Raw genomic sequence first — 16,814 nt, 5'->3', positions numbered from 1 at the left:
GTTTTGCCTTAATTATCTCAGACCAGCTCCACGTCCACGACGCCCTGAATGGATTTCATGGCGCTGGCGATCTGCGGGCTGACGCGATAACGGTGCGGCAATTCGATTTCGACTTCGCGCTGGCCGTTATCCTTGATGACGATGAGGCTCACCTGACCGTCACCGCGCGTGTTGAAATGCGGCGCGATATGACGGACCGCATCGGCCGAGCGCAGATAAAGCCGCATCGCCTTTTGCATCCGGCAGGCCTCATCTTCGAGCGACTGCACCGTCTGTATGCGCAAGCCAATGCCTTCGGGTCGGTTTTCCGCCTGAACCGTGATCACCACCGACTTGCCGCTTTCCAGCAGATCGCGATATTGCGCGAGCCCTTCCGAAAACAGCACCGCCTCGAACTGGCCGCTGGCGTCCGACAATGACACAATGCCCATCTTGTTGCCGGTGCGGGTCTTGCGCTCCTGACGGGCGGTCACGGTGCCCGCCAGACGCCCGGCATTGGCGCCGCGCTTGACGGCGGCGGAGAAATCCGCCCAGCTTTGAACGCGCATCCGGTTCAGCACGTCGCGATATTCATCGAGCGGATGCGCCGACAGATAGAAGCCGACCGCCTGAAACTCGCGATGCAGCATTTCCGAAGGCAGCCAAGGTGCTGCCTGCGGCAGGATAAGCTTTTCCTTGGGCGCGCCGGACAGGCCGAAAATATCGGACTGGCCGCTTGCGGCATTTTCCTGCGTGCGCTGGGCAAAGCCCATGATGCGGTCCATGCCAGCACTCATGGCCGGGCGCTCGCGACCGAAGCAATCCATCGCGCCGGCATTGATGAGGCTTTCCAGCACCCGACGATTGACGATGCGCGGATCGACCCGCTCGCAGAAATCCTCAAGGCTTTCAAAGGGCTTTTCGGCCCGCACCGCGACAATATGATCGACGGCCGCCTCGCCGACGCCCTTGATGGCGGCAAGCGAGTAGAAAATCTTTTTCTCGCCAACCTCAAACGGACGGAAAGAAGTCATCACCGACGGCGGCACGACCTCAATGCCCAGACGGTTCGCCTCGCGGCGGAAATCGTTGAGCTTGTCGGTGTTCGACATATCGTAGGTCATCGACGCGGCGAGGAACTCGACCGGATAATGCGCCTTCATATAGGCCGTCTGGTAGGAGACGATGGCATAAGCGGCGGCGTGCGACTTGTTGAAGCCATAGTCGGCGAACTTGGCCAAGAGGTCGAAGATCATGTTGGCCTGCGCCTTGTCGACGCCGCCCTCAATCGCGCCGTCCACAAAACGGACGCGCTGCTTGTCCATCTCCTCGCGGATCTTCTTGCCCATGGCGCGGCGCAGAAGGTCGGCTTCACCGAGCGAATAGCCCGAAAGCACCTGCGCGATCTGCATCACCTGTTCCTGATAGACGATAACGCCCTGCGTTTCCTTGATCAGGTGGTCGATCTTCGGGTGAATGGAGGCAATCTCCTCCTCGCCGTTCTTGCGCGCATTATAGGTCGGGATGTTCTCCATCGGGCCGGGACGATAAAGCGCCACAAGCGCAATAATGTCCTCGATCCGGTCCGGGCGCATGCCGAGCAGCGCCTTGCGCATACCCGCACTTTCAACCTGGAACACGCCGACCGTTTCGCCGCGCGACAGCATTTCATAAGTGAGCGGATCATCGAGCGGCACATGGGACAGGTCGATCTCAATGCCCTTGCGCGCCACCAGCTTGACCGCCGTTTCCAGAACGGTCAGCGTCTTGAGGCCGAGAAAGTCGAACTTGACCAGTCCCGCCTGCTCGACCCATTTCATGTTGAACTGGGTGACCGGCATGTCGGAACGCGGATCGCGATACATGGGCACCAGTTCGGACAGCGGACGGTCACCGATCACGATACCGGCAGCGTGGGTCGAGGCGTGGCGGTAAAGCCCCTCAAGCTTGAGCGCCATATCGAGAAGCCGCCCGACGACCGGCTCCTTCTCGCGCTCTTCGTTGATCTTCGGTTCGGTCTCGATGGCCTGCGCCAGCGACACCGGATTGGCCGGGTTCTGCGGCACCAGCTTGCACAGGCGGTCGACCTGACCATAAGGCATTTCCAGAACGCGCCCCACATCGCGCAGCACAGCGCGGGCCTGCAAGGTTCCGAAAGTGATGATCTGCGCAACCTGATCGCGCCCGTATTTTTCCTGCACATAGCGGATCACCTCTTCGCGGCGATCCTGACAGAAATCGATATCGAAGTCGGGCATCGAAACGCGGTCCGGGTTGAGGAAGCGTTCGAAAAGCAGGGAGAAACGCAGCGGATCGACGTCGGTAATCGTCAGCGCATAGGCGACGAGCGAACCGGCACCCGAACCACGGCCCGGCCCGACCGGAATACCATGGGCCTTGGCCCATTTGATGAAGTCGGCAACGATCAGGAAGTAGCCGGGAAACTTCATGCGGGTGATGATGCCGATCTCGTACTCGAGACGCTCGGCATATTGTTCCGCCGTATAGCCTTCCGCGAGGCCCGCCGTTTCAAGCCGCATTTTCAGGCCCTCACGCGCCTGCCGCGCCAGTTCGTCAGCCTCGGCCTGAAGCGCCGCTTCCGGATCGTCCGATTCGCCCGTGAAGCGCGGCAGGATCGGCTTGCGCGTCTGCGTGTACCAGCTGCAGCGCTGGGCAATCTCCACCGTGTTTTCAAGCGCTTCCGGCAGATCGGCAAAGAGCGCCGCCATTTCCGCACGGCTTTTCAGATGATGATCCGGCGTCAGGCGGCGGCGATCATCGTTTGAGAGAATCTGCCCTTCCGCGATGGCGAGAAGCGCATCATGAGCCTCGAAATCTTCCGCCTTGAGAAAGAAAGCCTCATTGGTGGCCACCAGAGGCAGGTCCATCTCATAGGCAAGCGCCACGGTCTTTGCTTCCAGCGCACGGTCATAGCCTGCCTGACGCTGCAACTCGACATAAAGCCTGTCGCCGAAGGCTTCCCGCAGAAAGGCAAGCCGCGCCTCGGCCCTGTCGGGGCGGTCGGCGGCAAAAGCGCGACCGATCGGCCCCAATGCGCCGCCGGAAAGCACGATGACATCTTTCGCCAATGGCGGCAGCCAGCCCGCCTCGACATGCACCGGATCACCCGCCGGGGTGTCCAGAAAGGCGCGGCTGACGAGCCGCACGATATTCGCATAGCCCTCCTCCGTCGCCGCGAGCAGCACGATGGGGGCAAGGTCCAGCGCGACGCGGCGATTGGCGCTGCGTCCATTGTCGGCATGATCGCCGAAGGCAACATCGATCTGGCAACCGATAATCGGCTGCAGCCCGTCCTTCGATGCCTTCTGCGCAAATTCAAGCGCACCGAACAGATTGTTGGTGTCGGTGACTGCGATAGCCGGGGCCTCATCGGCAATCGCCTGTTTGATGATCTTGCCGAGCGGCAACGCGCCCTCCAGCAAGGAATAGGCCGAGTGTACGCGCAGATGCACGAAACGTGGCGTCAAAGCACCGTCATTTGCTGCACTGGCTGCTGCTGCATCACTCATTCCATCGACCCCGATCATCTGCCGAGCCGCCCGGATGGACATACATCCGACGCTCCAAATCCATGCATCGGACTATCCGAAAATCGATTTCGATCTTCGAGCCGATACAGTAGCCGCCTGATAGCACATTGCTTCAAGCATGAACCACATTCGTGATTCATCGCGGCTGGCGACTCTGTCGCCTGAAAGCATCAGTTTCGGGGAATGATGCGGCTATGTCCAGTAAGACTATCGCCGCGCTGGCGCTGGTTCACAGGAACCCGCCAAAGCATTTCCAGTTTTCCGAAATCACCGGAAATGCCCTATCTTTTACGCATGTCTTTGTTCCCAAAACCGGTTCCCGCTTTTTGGAAGACATGCTCTATTTCCTTCAAATCGCGCTCACCCAGATGGCGAAGGTTGCAATGAACAGGCTTACCGAAATGAAAGACAGAACGTCGTGGACGAGATCGGTCATGTGAGAAACTCCTCTGTGTTCACGTATGTTTATTTTTTGTTCTATTTTTGTTCGCAAGTCAACACCCGTTTTGCACCGGCATTTATTTTAGGGTTTACGAATAGTGAATACACAACCGCAGGACAGGCTACGGAAGAACAGTGGGATGGGAACGTTGCGAGGCTGAACGAGAGCCTGTTCAGGCGGAGCCGCACCTCGCCCTTCGAGACGCCGCCTACGACGGCTCCTCAGGATGAGGTGCTGGCGGGGCGGTTGCATGACGTCCTGAACGCCAAGACAAGGGGCACGGGAATATATAGGAAGGCCCAAAGGTCCTGCCCGATCAAACGCACAGTAGAATAGATGGGAACGCTGGCCTGTTCGACCAAACACGAACGCGCTGATAGCGGAGCCGCACCTCGCCCTTCGAGACGCCGCCTGAGGCGGCTCCTCAGGATGAGGTGCTACTGTAATGTGGAAGTTTTAAAGGTCGACGACCTTACCGTCCTTGAGCGTCACGCGCCGGTCCATGCGGCCAGCCAGTTCGTGATTGTGAGTGGCGATCAGGGCAGCAAGCCCGGACTGGCGCACGAGCGCTTCCAGAGCACCGAAGACATAAGACGAAGTCGTCGGGTCGAGGTTGCCGGTCGGCTCGTCCGCCAGAAGAACAAGCGGCGCATTGGCGACGGCGCGGGCAATGGCGACACGCTGCTGCTCGCCGCCGGAAAGTTCCGACGGGCGATGCGAGGCACGCTTGCCGATCTTCATATATTCAAGAAGCTGCTGCGCGCGCTCTGCTGCCTGCTTCTTCGACAGTCCGCGGATCATCTGCGGCATCATCACATTTTCCAGCGCGGAAAATTCCGGGAGCAGGTGATGGAACTGATAGACGAAGCCGATGTCGTTGCGGCGCACCGCCGTCCGCTCATCATCGGAAAGCTTGCTGCAGGAGCGCCCGTCAAGGAAAACCTCTCCCTCATCGGGACGTTCCAGAAGGCCTGCGGTGTGCAGCAAGGTAGACTTGCCCGCGCCCGATGGCGCGACAAGCGCAACCATCTCGCCGCGACGCAGCGTGAAATCGGCATCCTTGAGGATCACCAGTTCACGGTCGGCTTCCTTATAGGCGCGGCCGACGCGTTGCAGCCGCATGATGATTTCAGCCGCCATTATTCATACCTCAATGCTTCGACCGGATCGAGCTTGGCAGCGCGCCAGGCCGGGAAAATGGTGGCGATGAACGAAAGCACCAGAGCCATGACGATGACGGAAATCGTTTCGCCGGGGTCCATTTTTGCAGGCAGTTGGCTCAGGAAATAAAGTTCCGGATTGAAAAGCGTGGTGCCGGAGAGCCACGAGAAAAACTCGCGGATTCGCTCGACATTGAGGCACACGACGACGCCCAGAACCACACCGGCCACCGTGCCGGTGACGCCGATGGCAGCGCCCGTCATCAGGAATATGCGCATCACCGCGCCACGAGTTGCCCCCATGGTGCGCAGGATCGCAATATCATGCCCCTTGTCCTTCACCAGCATGATGAGGCCGGAAATGATGTTGAGCGCCGCCACGAGCACGATCAGCGTCAGGATCATGAACATGACGTTGCGCTCGACTTCCAGCGCCGAGAAGAAAGTCTGGTTGCGCTGGCGCCAGTCGACAAGCGAAAGCTGGCGTCCCGCCGCCTCTTCCACAGGCGCGCGCATCGCATCCACCTTGTCGGGATTATCGACAAAGATTTCAAGCGATTGCACCTTGCCTTCCTGATTGAAGAAAAGCTGCGCCTCGGAAAGCGGCATCATGACAATGGAGGCGTCATATTCCGACATGCCAATCTCGAAGATGGCGACAATCGGATAGGCCTTCACGCGCGGATTGACGCCGAAGGGGGTGACATCGCCGTCCGGCGAGATCACGCGCAGCGTATCGCCGATGGAAAGGCCGAGATTTTCCGCCATGCGGGTGCCGATGGCGACGCCGCCGGCCTGATCGAAGCCCTGGAGCGTACCCTGGCGAATATTGCCGGAAACGAGCTTGAGCTTGTCCAGATCTTCCTCACGCAAGCCACGGATCAGCGCGCCATTGCCAGCGCCGATATTGCCCTGCACAAGCGCCTGCCCTTCCACGACGGGAATGGCGAACTTGATGCCGGGAATAGCGTCGATCCGCTTGATGAGATCGGCATAATCGTCCAGCGGACGGTCAATCGGCTGCATGATGAGATGGCCGTTGATGCCGAGAATGCGGGTTAGCAGCTCGGCGCGGAAGCCGTTCATCACCGCCATGACGATGATGAGGGTCGCCACGCCCAGCATGATGCCAGTGAAGGAAAACCCGGCAATGACCGAGATGAAAGTCTCGCGGCGGCGCGCGCGCAGATATCGCCAGGCGATCATCCGCTCATAGGCCGAGAATGGACCGGACTTGGGAGCCTTTTGGGCCACCTTTGCCTTGTCCCCGGATTTTGCTGCCGCCGCGTTGCTCATGCTTCTGCCGTCAAGAGATTGATCGCGGCTTCGACGCTCAGGTTCTGGCGTTCGCCGGTCTTGCGATCCTTGATTTCGACTTCACCGGCGGCGACGCCGCGCGGTCCGACGATCACCTGCGTCGGCAGGCCGATCAGGTCCATCGTGGCGAATTTCGCGCCCGGACGGTCGTCCGTGTCGTCGAGCAGCGGATCGACGCCTGCATTGGTCAGCGCCTCGTAGAGCTTTTCGCTCACGGCGTCGCAGCCTTCGTCGCCCGGCTTCATGTTGACGATGCCGGCACCGAACGGCGCGATGGCCTTCGGCCAGATAATGCCTGCATCGTCGTGGAAGGCTTCGATGGCGGCCGCGACAAGGCGCGACGGGCCGATGCCGTAGGAACCCATGGAAACCAGATGTTCCTTACCATCCGGGCCCTGCACTTTCGCGCCCATCGGTTCGGAATATTTGGTGCCGAAATGGAAGATGTGGCCGACTTCGATGCCGCGCGCGGAAACCTGATTTTCAGGCTTCACCTTGGCCCAGTCGGCCTCGTCATGCATTTCGTCGGTCGCCGCATAAGGCGTCGTCCAGCGCTGAACGATGTCGGTGAGTTGCGCATCGTTGCGGAAATCGGTGTCCGCGCCCGGCACGGCCAGATCGAGATAGGCCTTGTCGCAGAAAACCTGGCTTTCGCCGGTTTCCGCCAGAATGATGAATTCGTGGGAAAGGTCGCCGCCAATCGGGCCGGTATCGGCGCGCATCGGGATCGCCTGCAAGCCGACGCGGGCGAAGGTGCGCAGATAAGACACGAACATGCGGTAGTAAGCCATTTTCGCGCCCTCATAGTCGAGGTCGAACGAATAGGCGTCCTTCATCAGGAATTCGCGTGAGCGCATGACACCGAAACGCGGGCGCACTTCATCGCGGAACTTCCACTGGATGTGGTAGAGATTGAGCGGCAGATCCTTGTAGGAGCGCACATAGGACCGGAAAATATCCGTGACCATTTCCTCATTGGTCGGGCCGAAGAGCATTTCGCGCTCCTGCCGGTCCTGAATGCGCAGCATTTCCTTGCCGTAGGCGTCATAGCGGCCGCTTTCGCGCCACAGCTCGGCGGACTGGATGGTCGGCATCAGGATTTCATTGGCGCCGGCGCGGTTCTGCTCTTCGCGAATGATGTCGCAGACCTTGTTCAGCACCTTCAGGCCGATCGGCAGCCAGGCATAAATGCCGGCCGACTGTTGACGGATCATGCCCGAGCGCAGCATCAGCCTGTGGGAGACGATTTCCGCCTCCTTGGGGTTTTCCTTCAGAATAGGCAAAAAATACCGCGACAGACGCATTGTAACCACCAATCAAGAGGGACTGCCTGAGTGCTTCAAGAATCAGGCAAAAATTAAGCATATTCGTCGGTTTCTTACCGGGTTATAGACCGGTTGGAAACCCGCCTGGAAAAGCTTTCGGGGCAGCGGATTTCCCCATCCACAGCCATGATAGCCTGCCGAAAGAACTGGCCACGCAAAATTGGGCTTCCAGATTCACATTCAAATTCAATATATTACAGATATATCACCGTCGCTCGCGAAAATTTGCGAAAGAAATATGACGCCAAAGAAGATTTTTCGTGACAAAAGCTGTGCAGTTCGCTATTTTTTTCAGCATAAGAGCAACAACGGAATAAAACCGTTGGTTTCACGCGGTCAAAGTCTTGGGAGGATGGATCCAGGCGCGACTTTCGCAGCCGCCAGTCAAATGGAAACGGATCGAACGCGTATTTGATTAGCAAGGCGAAAGCCTTGCTTTTTTTTTGCACTTGCAGAATGGCCGCCTTCTCCGCAATTTCGCTGTTTTTTATGTGCGAATAACACATTGATTTTGTGGGATTTATCACGGTGCCTTTCGCACCTGCAAGTATTAAATTTCACTTAAGTATAAAACGATTTATGCATGCAAAATTGCCCGGGAAATTGCATCGGCCCCGCAAATGACGGCAGGTTGCAGCCCGCCGCAAATTCAACGGGTTACGCTTGGCCGCTGTTGTCGACTACAACTTTTGGTGGATCAGTCCACTTTTCTTTATACAAAAAAGAGGCTGCCTAATTTTTAAGCAGCCTCCAAATCCGTATCGCGAGAACGGGTCAGATCACGTCAGGTCCGGGAAGAAATGCGGAATGTCGTCAAGGCCGAAACCGCTGACCTGGGTGAGGTAATAATAGAGCAGGAAAATGAGCGTTGCGACGGCCGTGGTGCGCAGGAAGGCGCGTCCGATGCGCGGCTTGGCGGGAGCACTGGCGACCGTGCCCAAAGTCACTTCATTTTCTTCGGCCTGCGTGCGCAGGCCCACCGGCAGGAGCGCGAAAAGCGTGGTCCACCAGATGATGAAATAGATGGCTATTCCCGAAACCAGAGACATGATTACACCTCTTCAAGCTCGATCAGCGTGCCATTGAAATCCTTGGGATGGAGAAACAGGACCGGCTTGCCATGCGCGCCGGTCTTCGGCTCTCCGTCACCGAGGATGCGCGCGCCCTCCGCCTTCAGACGGTCGCGCGCGGCAACGATGTCTGTGACCTCGTAGCACAGATGATGCATCCCGCCCGACGGGTTCTTTTCCAGAAATGCCGCGATGGGCGACCCCTCGCCCAACGGCTCCAGCAATTCGATCTTGGTATTGCCGACGTCGATGAAAACCACGGTCACGCCATGTTCGGGCAGCGCCTGTGGCTCGGTGACCTTGGCACCGAGCTTGCCGCGATAAAGCGCTGCGGCGGCCTCAATATCCGGAACGGCAATCGCCACGTGGTTCAAGCGTTCGAGCATCAGCACCTCCCTTGCTGTTATCAGCTATGGTTCAGCGTATCCTATTCACGAATACGGTCACCACCGGCTTTTTGCCCCATGCCTCATTTGCCGCAGCACGAACGGCACGGCGCACGGATTCGCGCACCAGCTCGAGGTCCTTGCGGCGCACGCGCGGAATGCTGTCGATGGCCTCGATTGCGGCGTCCAGAAGAATGTCTTCCATCAGGTCGCCGACGGCGTTTTCTTCCGGCACGCCGAACGTCACAAGGTCAGGCTCATCGACGATCTTGTGGTCACGATCCAGCAGAACAGAGACGGCCACATGGCCGACATAGGCGAGCTTGCGGCGCTCGACCATGCCGATTTCTTCCTCGTCGCCGATCAGCTTGCCGTCCTTGTAGATGCGGCCTACCGGCGCTTCATCGATGATTTCGGCCTTGCCGGGGGCAAGACGCAGCATGTCGCCGTCACGCACCTGCGCGACCTGCTCGATGCCTTCCATCGCGCCGAGCGATCCTTGCGCGACCAGATGAGCGGCCTCGCCGTGCACCGGCACCAGAATTTGCGGGCGAACCCAGGAATACATCCGGCGCAATTCGTTGCGGCGCGGATGGCCGGACACATGGACCAGTGCATCCTCATCGCCGATGATCTTGATGCCGCGATCGATCAGGCGGTTCTTGATGTCGAGAATGGCCTTTTCGTTGCCCGGAATGGCGCGGGATGAATAGATGACCGTGTCGCCCGCCGACAAGGCAAGGCTGCGCATTTCGTCACGCGCCAGCTTGGCGAGCGCGGCACGCGGTTCACCCTGACTGCCGGTCAGGATCATCACCACATTCTCGCGTGGAATATAGCCGTAATCCTCTTCGCTGAGATATTCCGGCAGGCCTTCCATATAGCCAAGCTCGGTCGCAACGGAGATTGCGCGCTTCATCGAACGCCCAACCACCAGCACCTGACGGCCCGCGTCACGCGCGGCTTCCGTGATGGAGCGGATGCGCCCGACATTCGAGGAGAAGGTCGTAATCGCAACGCGGCCACGCGCATTTTCAATCAACTCACGCAGGCTCTCGCCGACCTGCCGCTCCGAAGGGGATTCACCTTCGCGCAGCGCATTGGTGGAATCGCAGATCAGCGCCAGCACGCCCGCATCGCCGATAGCGCGGAAACGCGCCTCGTCGATAACCGGCCCCAGCGACGGCTCCGGGTCCATCTTCCAGTCGCCCGTGTGCACGACCGTACCGAGCGGCGTGGTAATGGCCAGCGAAACCGGCTCGGGAATCGAGTGGGTAACGGCCACCGCTTCGACCTTGAAAGGCCCGACCTCGAACTTCCCGCCCGCGTTGTAAACGGTAATCGGGATTTCGGGCGCGCCGTCTTCCGACTGCCGCTTGGCTTCAAGCAGACCGGCGGTGAAAGGCGTCGCGTAGACAGGCACTTTCAGGCGCGGCCACAGATCGAGCAGCGCGCCAAAATGGTCTTCATGCGCATGGGTGATGACGATGCCGCGCAGATTGTGCTTTTCAGCCTCAAGATAGCGGATATCCGGCAGGATGAGATCGGCGCCGGGCTGTTCCGGCCCCGCAAAGCTCACGCCCATATCCACCACCAGCCACTCGCGATTATCCGCGGGACCGTAACCGTACATGGCCAAATTCATGCCGATTTCGCCCACGCCGCCAAGCGGCAGAAAGACGAGTTCCGTAGTATTGGATCGGGCCATGAAATTTCCTCTATGACTATCGAGCGGTCTTGCCGCATCAACTGGACCTAAAGTTGTCCTGTTGCAACCCTGGCAAGACAAAACAAAGCAAATTATTTGCGTATTGTAGCAGCAGTTCCGAAATAGACATCGCCAGCCGTTACCGCAACCCGCGAGCCGTCATCTTCGCGAATAACAAAACGGCATGACTCGTCAATCGTATCAAAATGGCCTTCGACGATACGGCCTTCAACCTGCATCGTCACACGCTGGCCAAGACCATGGGCGCGCTGCAGCCAGCGCTTGCGAATGTCATCAAGGCCGCGCCCCTCGTTCCAGACGCGATAATTGACAGACCATGCATCCGACAGGGCCGCGAACAAGGTTTCCGCATCGCATTTGCTGCCGAGCGCACGCAGGGACGTGGCCGCGTAGGGCAAATCGTCGGGAAAGGCGACTACATTCGTTCCGATGCCGATGGCAACGGCGAACAGGTTTGTCGCCAGAATAGAGGATTCGAGCAGGATGCCAGACAGTTTGGCGCCATTCAGCAGCACATCGTTTGGCCATTTGAGGCCGATCGTCGGCGGCACGGCAGGCCCGGTTGCGGCGAATACCGCGTCAAGCGCATCGGCAAGCGACAGCCCGGCGACGAAACCAAGCGTCGCCGCCGTCTTCATTTCATAGGATTCGACGAGGAGAAGCGTGGAGGCAAGATTGCCTTCCGGCGTGGACCAGGCACGGCCCCTTCTCCCGCGGCCGCTTTCCTGCTTCTTCGTGACAAGCCAGAGCCTGCCCGGATCACCGGCGGCTGCCCGTTCAAGGGCAACAGCGTTGGTGGAACCTACCGTCTCGAAGCTTTCGAGACGGTAGCCCTCATTTGCCGCAACAGGCGAAAGCGCAAAACTCATCTATGCTTCCGCCTCATGCATTAATCAGAAGAACGTCTTGGCTGCGGCTTCGGCAAGGCCACCGATCGGGCCAGCAATGAAGACGTAGAAGAGCACGAAGGCACCCGTTACGCCGAGAACGAGGCGAAGCTCGCCCGCGACCGGAACGAAACCGCCCGTCGGCTCATCGAACCACATGATCTTGATCATGCGCAGGTAGTAGAACGCGCCCACGACCGAAGCCACGATACCGATGATGGCGAGCGGCAGGAGACCGGCCTGCACAGCGGCAAGGAAGGTATACCACTTGCCGAAGAAGCCTGCGAGCGGCGGAATGCCAGCGAGCGAGAACAGGAAGATGGTCATGATCGTTGCCAGCACCGGATTGGTGCGGGACAGACCGGCCAGATCATCGATGTTCTCGACATTGCCGTCCTTGGTGCGCATTGCGAGGATGAACGCGAAGATGCCGAGCGTCATGGCAAGGTAGATCGCCATGTAGATCATCACGCCCTTCACGCCGATCACCGTTCCGGCGGCCAGACCAACGAGCGCATAACCCATATGGCTGATCGAGGAATAAGCCATCAGGCGCTTGATGTTGCGCTGGCCAATGGCGGCAAAGGCACCGAGGATCATCGAGGCAAGCGCGATGAAGATCACGACCTGCTGCCAGTCATGGGTGACCGGGGCGAAGGCTTCGGAGACGACGCGGATGATGAGCGCCATGGCGGCCATCTTCGGAGCGGCGGCAAAGAATGCCGTTACCGGGGTCGGCGCGCCTTCATAGACATCCGGCGTCCACATGTGGAACGGAACGGCGGAAATCTTGAATGCCAGACCGGCCAGAATGAAGACCAGACCGAACACCAGGCCCAGCTCGCGCTGTCCGCCGGAGACGGCCTGCGCGATTTCGACAAAGCCGATATGACCGGTGTAACCATAGACGAGCGAAATGCCGTAAAGCAGCATACCCGAGGACAGGGAGCCAAGGACGAAATATTTCAGGCCGGCTTCCGTCGAACGGACGCTATCGCGGTTGAACGCGGCCAGCACATAGAGCGCCAGCGATTGCAGTTCGAGGCCGAGATAGAGCGACAGCATGTTGGAGGCCGAAACCATCAGCAGCATGCCGAGCGTGGAAATCACGATCAGGACCGGGAATTCGAACTTGTCGAACTTTTCCGCCTTGGCGAAACCGACCGACATGATCAGCGTCACGATGGAGCCGATCAGCGTCAGCACTTTCATGAAGCGGCTGAAACCGTCATTGACGATGGCTCCGCCGAATGCGGCGCCGTTTGCCGGGAAAAGGATGACCAGTGCCAGCGCCGCAATAAGCACCGCGACGGATAATCCGTTGACGAGCGTGGTCGCCCGTTCGCCGGAGAACACGCCAATCATGAGCAGTGCCAAGGCGCCCACAGCAAGGAGAACCTCCGGTGCTGCAAGGGTCAGATGAGCTATCAGATCAGTCTGCATGACCTACGCCTTTATTTCTTACTGTGCCAGCACGGCGCTCGCGGAGCCCGCGAGTGCTGCGTCGTAATGTTGGACCAGGGCGTTCACGGCACCGGCGGTCACATTGAAGACCGGGGTAGGATAGACGCCGAAGAAGATGGTGAGCACCACAAGCGGATAGAGAATGAGCTTCTCACGCGGGCTGAGGTCGAGGAGCGCCTTCAGGCTTTCCTTGGTCAGCGCGCCGAAGATCACCTGACGATAGAGCCAGAGCGCATAGGCCGCCGAGAGGATGACGCCCGTGGTTGCGAACAGCGCCACCCAGGTATTGACCCGGAACACGCCGAACAGCGTCAGGAACTCGCCGATGAAGCCAGAAGTACCCGGCAGGCCGACATTCGCCATCGTGAAGATGAGGAAGGCCACCGCATATTTCGGCATGTTGTTCACCAGACCGCCAAACGCCGCGATTTCACGGGTATGCATGCGGTCATAGATCACGCCGACGCAGAGAAAGAGCGCACCCGACACGATACCGTGCGACAGCATCTGGAAGATGGCGCCCTGCAGGCCCTGCTCGTTGGCTGCGAAAATACCCATGGTCACATAGGCCATGTGCGCAACCGACGAATAGGCGATCAGCTTCTTCATGTCTTCCTGCACCATCGCGACGAGCGAGGTGTAGATGATGGCGATGACCGACAGCGCGAAGATGAACGGCGCGAAATCAGCGGAAGCCAGCGGGAACATCGGCAGCGAAAAGCGGATGAAACCGTAGCCGCCGAGCTTCAGCAGGATACCGGCCAGAATGACCGAGCCCGCCGTCGGTGCTTCAACGTGCGCATCCGGCAACCAGGTGTGGACCGGCCACATCGGCATCTTCACCGCGAAGGACGCGAAGAAGGCAAGCCATAGCCATGTCTGCATACCGGCCGGGAAGTCGTACTTCAAAAGCTCGACGATGTTCATCGTGCCAGCCTGCCAGTACATGGCCATGATGGCGATGAGCATCAGCACCGAGCCCAGAAGCGTGTAGAGGAAGAACTTCAGGCTTGCATAGACGCGACGCTTGCCGCCCCACACGCCGATGATGATGAACATCGGGATAAGGCTTGCTTCGAAGAAGACATAGAACAGGAACAGGTCGAGCGCGCAGAACACGCCGATCATCAGCGTTTCCAGAATGAGAAACGCGATCATGTATTCCTTGACGCGCTTTTCCACCGACACCCAGCTTGCCAGAATGCAGAAGGGCATGAGGAAAGCGGAAAGCACCACGAACAGGACGGAAATACCGTCCACGCCCATGTGGTAGCTGATGCCGCCGCCCATCCAGTCGACCTGCTCGACCATCTGGAAGCCGGCGTTCGAATTGTCGAAACCGGCCCAGACGACGAGCGACAGGATGAAGACGAATATCGTCGTCAGCAGCGCGACGTTGCGGATATTGCGACGCGAAGCCTCGCTGTCGTCCTTGATCAGAAGGATCAGTAACGCGCCGACGAGCGGCAGAAACGTGACCGTTGAGAGAATTGGCCAGTCGGTCATCAGAAAGAGCTCCCGAGCATCATCCAAGTGACGAGCGCGGCGACGCCGATCAGCATCGCGAATGCGTAGTGATAAAGGTATCCGGACTGCATCTTGACGACGCGGTTGGTAACGTCGAGCACGCGGGCCGAGACGCCATCCGGGCCGAAGCCGTCAATAAGCCAGCCGTCGCCACCCTTCCAGAACAGGCGGCCAAGCCAGCGAGCCGGACGCACGAAGAGGAAATCGTACAGCTCGTCGAAGTACCACTTGTTGAGGAGGAACTGGTAGAGGCCACGATGACGGGCAGCCAGCGCCTTCGGCGTTTCCGGCGAACGGATGTAGAAGATCCAGGCGACGATGAAGCCGAGAACCATCGAAACGAACGGCGACAGCTTAACCCACAGAGGAACATGGTGATATTCCTCAAGGATCTGGTTGGCAGCCGAGGTGAACAGCGCACCCTTCCAGAACTCGGCATATTCGTGGCCGAAGAAGAGCTCCTTGAACACCACACCGGCAAAGAGCGCGCCGACGCCGAGGATTAGCAGCGGAACGAACATGACGGCAGGCGATTCATGGACGTGATGCATGACTTCCGCCGAAGCGCGCGGCTTGCCGTGGAAGGTCATGAAAATCAGGCGCCATGAATAGAAGCTCGTGAAGAGCGCGGCGATGATGAGAAGCGTCGAAGCGTAGCCGCTGGCAGCACTGTGCGAAGCGAAGACGGATTCGATGATCGCATCCTTGGAGAAGAAACCGGCGGTGCCGATAACCGTGCCCGGAATGCCGAGGCCGGTAATGGCGACCGTACCGATGACCATCATCCAGTAGGTGATGGGGATCAGCTTGCGCAGGCCGCCCATGCGGCGCATGTCCTGCTCTTCCGAAACGGCATGGATGACCGAACCGGCGCAAAGGAACAGAAGCGCCTTGAAGAAAGCGTGCGTGAACAGGTGGAACACAGCGGCGCCATAAGCGCCGACGCCAAGCGCCGCGAACATATAGCCAAGCTGCGAACAGGTCGAATAGGCGATGACGCGCTTGATGTCGTTCTGCACGAGGGCGACGGTTGCCGCGAAGAAGGCGGTCGTCGCGCCGATGATGGTCACGACCAGAAGCGCGGTCTGCGACAGTTCAAAGATCGGCGACATGCGGGCGACCATGAACACGCCCGCGGTAACCATGGTAGCGGCGTGAATGAGCGCCGAAACTGGCGTCGGGCCTTCCATGGCGTCCGGAAGCCAGGTGTGCAGCAGGAACTGCGCCGACTTGCCCATCGCACCCATGAAGAGCAGCAGGCAGGTGATGGTGATCGCGCCCTGCTTGTCGAGCTGGTAGCCGAGGAAGTTCAAAACGACCTGGTTGGCATCGGCAGCGCCGTCAGCCGGCAGGTAATTGGCGGCAGCAGCGAAGATCGTGTTGTAGTCGACCGACTGGAACAGCGCGAACACGCCGAAGATACCGAGCAAGAAGCCGAAGTCACCAACGCGGTTGACGACAAAGGCCTTCATGGCGGCGGCATTTGCCGAAGGCTTCTGGAACCAGAAACCGATCAGGAGGTACGAAGCCAGACCCACGCCTTCCCAGCCGAAGAACATCTGGACCAGATTGTCCGACGTGACCAGCATGAGCATGGCGAAGGTGAAGAGCGACAGATAGGCGAAGAAGCGCGGACGATGCGGATCGTGGTGCATATAACCGATGGAGTAGATATGCACGAGAGCCGACACCGAGTTCACCACCACCAGCATGACGCCGGTAAGCGTATCGATGCGCAAAGCCCAATCGAAGGAAAGCGCGCCAGACGTTACCCAGTGCAGGACCGGGATGCGGACGGTTTCCGCGTCGTGGCCGAGCGGTATCTGGAAGAACACGACCCATGACAGGATCGCGACGATGACCATGAAACCGGAAGTGATGTATTCGCTCGCCTTGGCTCCGATCTGATTGCCGAAGAGACCGGCAATCAGGAAGCCGAGAAGCGGAAGGAAGACGATCGCGTAGTAGAGCATTTGC

The 16,814-nt window shown here is 59.1% G+C and carries 12 protein-coding genes; 1 reads left to right on the top strand and 11 read right to left on the bottom strand.

Annotated elements, in window-relative coordinates:
• Positions 1 to 17: 17 nt before the first annotated feature.
• Positions 18 to 3,509, bottom strand: coding sequence for a DNA polymerase III subunit alpha (gene dnaE / locus F9K78_RS16155; RefSeq protein ID WP_121986099.1), 3,492 nt, complete (start codon positions 3,507 to 3,509; stop codon positions 18 to 20).
• Between the two features lie 152 nt (positions 3,510 to 3,661).
• Here dnaE and F9K78_RS16150 point away from each other — a divergent pair, with 152 nt between their 5' ends.
• A complete protein-coding gene (locus tag F9K78_RS16150; RefSeq protein WP_144897709.1) occupies positions 3,662 to 3,970 on the top strand; it encodes a hypothetical protein in 309 nt (102 codons plus the stop codon).
• Between the two features lie 458 nt (positions 3,971 to 4,428).
• Here the strand turns inward: F9K78_RS16150 and F9K78_RS16145 are convergent, their stop codons facing one another.
• The 10 genes from F9K78_RS16145 to nuoL all read right to left on the bottom strand — a co-directional run bounded on the left by F9K78_RS16145 (position 4,429) and on the right by nuoL (position 16,810).
• Entirely contained in the window at positions 4,429 to 5,112 is a 684-nt protein-coding gene (locus F9K78_RS16145) for an ABC transporter ATP-binding protein (RefSeq protein WP_006466608.1), read from the bottom strand.
• Complete coding sequence (locus F9K78_RS16140; RefSeq protein WP_121982545.1) at positions 5,112 to 6,428, bottom strand: lipoprotein-releasing ABC transporter permease subunit; 1,317 nt, start codon at positions 6,426 to 6,428, stop codon at positions 5,112 to 5,114. Before F9K78_RS16140 ends, F9K78_RS16145 begins: the two co-directional genes overlap by 1 nt.
• A complete protein-coding gene (proS, locus tag F9K78_RS16135) occupies positions 6,425 to 7,753 on the bottom strand; it encodes a proline--tRNA ligase (RefSeq protein ID WP_121982544.1) in 1,329 nt (442 codons plus the stop codon). The genes F9K78_RS16140 and proS overlap by 4 nt, the downstream gene beginning before the upstream one ends.
• 800 nt (positions 7,754 to 8,553) lie before the next feature.
• Positions 8,554 to 8,823: a DUF1467 family protein gene (locus F9K78_RS16130; RefSeq protein ID WP_121982543.1), complete on the bottom strand. Its 270-nt coding sequence runs from the start codon at positions 8,821 to 8,823 to the stop codon at positions 8,554 to 8,556.
• Between the two features lie 2 nt (positions 8,824 to 8,825).
• Positions 8,826 to 9,230, bottom strand: a complete 405-nt coding sequence (mce, locus tag F9K78_RS16125; RefSeq protein ID WP_121982542.1) for a methylmalonyl-CoA epimerase — start codon at positions 9,228 to 9,230, stop codon at positions 8,826 to 8,828.
• A 31-nt stretch (positions 9,231 to 9,261) separates the two neighbouring features.
• Positions 9,262 to 10,938: a ribonuclease J gene (locus F9K78_RS16120; protein WP_121982541.1), complete on the bottom strand. Its 1,677-nt coding sequence runs from the start codon at positions 10,936 to 10,938 to the stop codon at positions 9,262 to 9,264.
• Positions 10,939 to 11,030: 92 nt separating this feature from the next.
• Positions 11,031 to 11,828, bottom strand: coding sequence for a biotin--[acetyl-CoA-carboxylase] ligase (locus F9K78_RS16115; RefSeq protein ID WP_121982540.1), 798 nt, complete (start codon positions 11,826 to 11,828; stop codon positions 11,031 to 11,033).
• A gap of 24 nt (positions 11,829 to 11,852) precedes the next feature.
• Positions 11,853 to 13,289, bottom strand: coding sequence for an NADH-quinone oxidoreductase subunit NuoN (gene nuoN / locus F9K78_RS16110; protein ID WP_151682405.1), 1,437 nt, complete (start codon positions 13,287 to 13,289; stop codon positions 11,853 to 11,855).
• 18 nt (positions 13,290 to 13,307) lie between these two features.
• Complete coding sequence (locus F9K78_RS16105; protein WP_121982538.1) at positions 13,308 to 14,816, bottom strand: NADH-quinone oxidoreductase subunit M; 1,509 nt, start codon at positions 14,814 to 14,816, stop codon at positions 13,308 to 13,310.
• A complete protein-coding gene (gene nuoL, locus F9K78_RS16100) occupies positions 14,816 to 16,810 on the bottom strand; it encodes an NADH-quinone oxidoreductase subunit L (protein ID WP_121982537.1) in 1,995 nt (664 codons plus the stop codon). Before nuoL ends, F9K78_RS16105 begins: the two co-directional genes overlap by 1 nt.
• Between the last annotated feature and the right edge of the window lie 4 nt (positions 16,811 to 16,814).

Origin of the sequence: Brucella pseudintermedia (genome assembly GCF_008932435.1) — a bacterium.
Lineage (GTDB): Bacteria > Pseudomonadota > Alphaproteobacteria > Rhizobiales > Rhizobiaceae > Brucella > Brucella pseudintermedia.
The sequence above is the reverse complement of the archived record's forward strand: the minus strand, read 5'-3'. Positions and strand labels throughout refer to the sequence as shown.

Excerpts from the sequence above, each read along its gene's own strand:
- dnaE (WP_121986099.1), bottom strand. The coding sequence starts at position 3,509 with ATGAGTGATGCAGCAGCAGCCAGTGCAGCAAATGACGGTGCTTTGACG.
- F9K78_RS16145 (WP_006466608.1), bottom strand. The coding sequence starts at position 5,112 with ATGGCGGCTGAAATCATCATGCGGCTGCAACGCGTCGGCCGCGCCTAT.
- F9K78_RS16140 (WP_121982545.1), bottom strand. The coding sequence starts at position 6,428 with ATGAGCAACGCGGCGGCAGCAAAATCCGGGGACAAGGCAAAGGTGGCC.
- proS (WP_121982544.1), bottom strand. The coding sequence starts at position 7,753 with ATGCGTCTGTCGCGGTATTTTTTGCCTATTCTGAAGGAAAACCCCAAG.
- F9K78_RS16130 (WP_121982543.1), bottom strand. The coding sequence starts at position 8,823 with ATGTCTCTGGTTTCGGGAATAGCCATCTATTTCATCATCTGGTGGACC.
- mce (WP_121982542.1), bottom strand. The coding sequence starts at position 9,230 with ATGCTCGAACGCTTGAACCACGTGGCGATTGCCGTTCCGGATATTGAG.
- F9K78_RS16120 (WP_121982541.1), bottom strand. The coding sequence starts at position 10,938 with ATGGCCCGATCCAATACTACGGAACTCGTCTTTCTGCCGCTTGGCGGC.
- F9K78_RS16115 (WP_121982540.1), bottom strand. The coding sequence starts at position 11,828 with ATGAGTTTTGCGCTTTCGCCTGTTGCGGCAAATGAGGGCTACCGTCTC.
- nuoN (WP_151682405.1), bottom strand. The coding sequence starts at position 13,289 with ATGCAGACTGATCTGATAGCTCATCTGACCCTTGCAGCACCGGAGGTT.
- F9K78_RS16105 (WP_121982538.1), bottom strand. The coding sequence starts at position 14,816 with ATGACCGACTGGCCAATTCTCTCAACGGTCACGTTTCTGCCGCTCGTC.
- nuoL (WP_121982537.1), bottom strand. The coding sequence starts at position 16,810 with ATGCTCTACTACGCGATCGTCTTCCTTCCGCTTCTCGGCTTCCTGATT.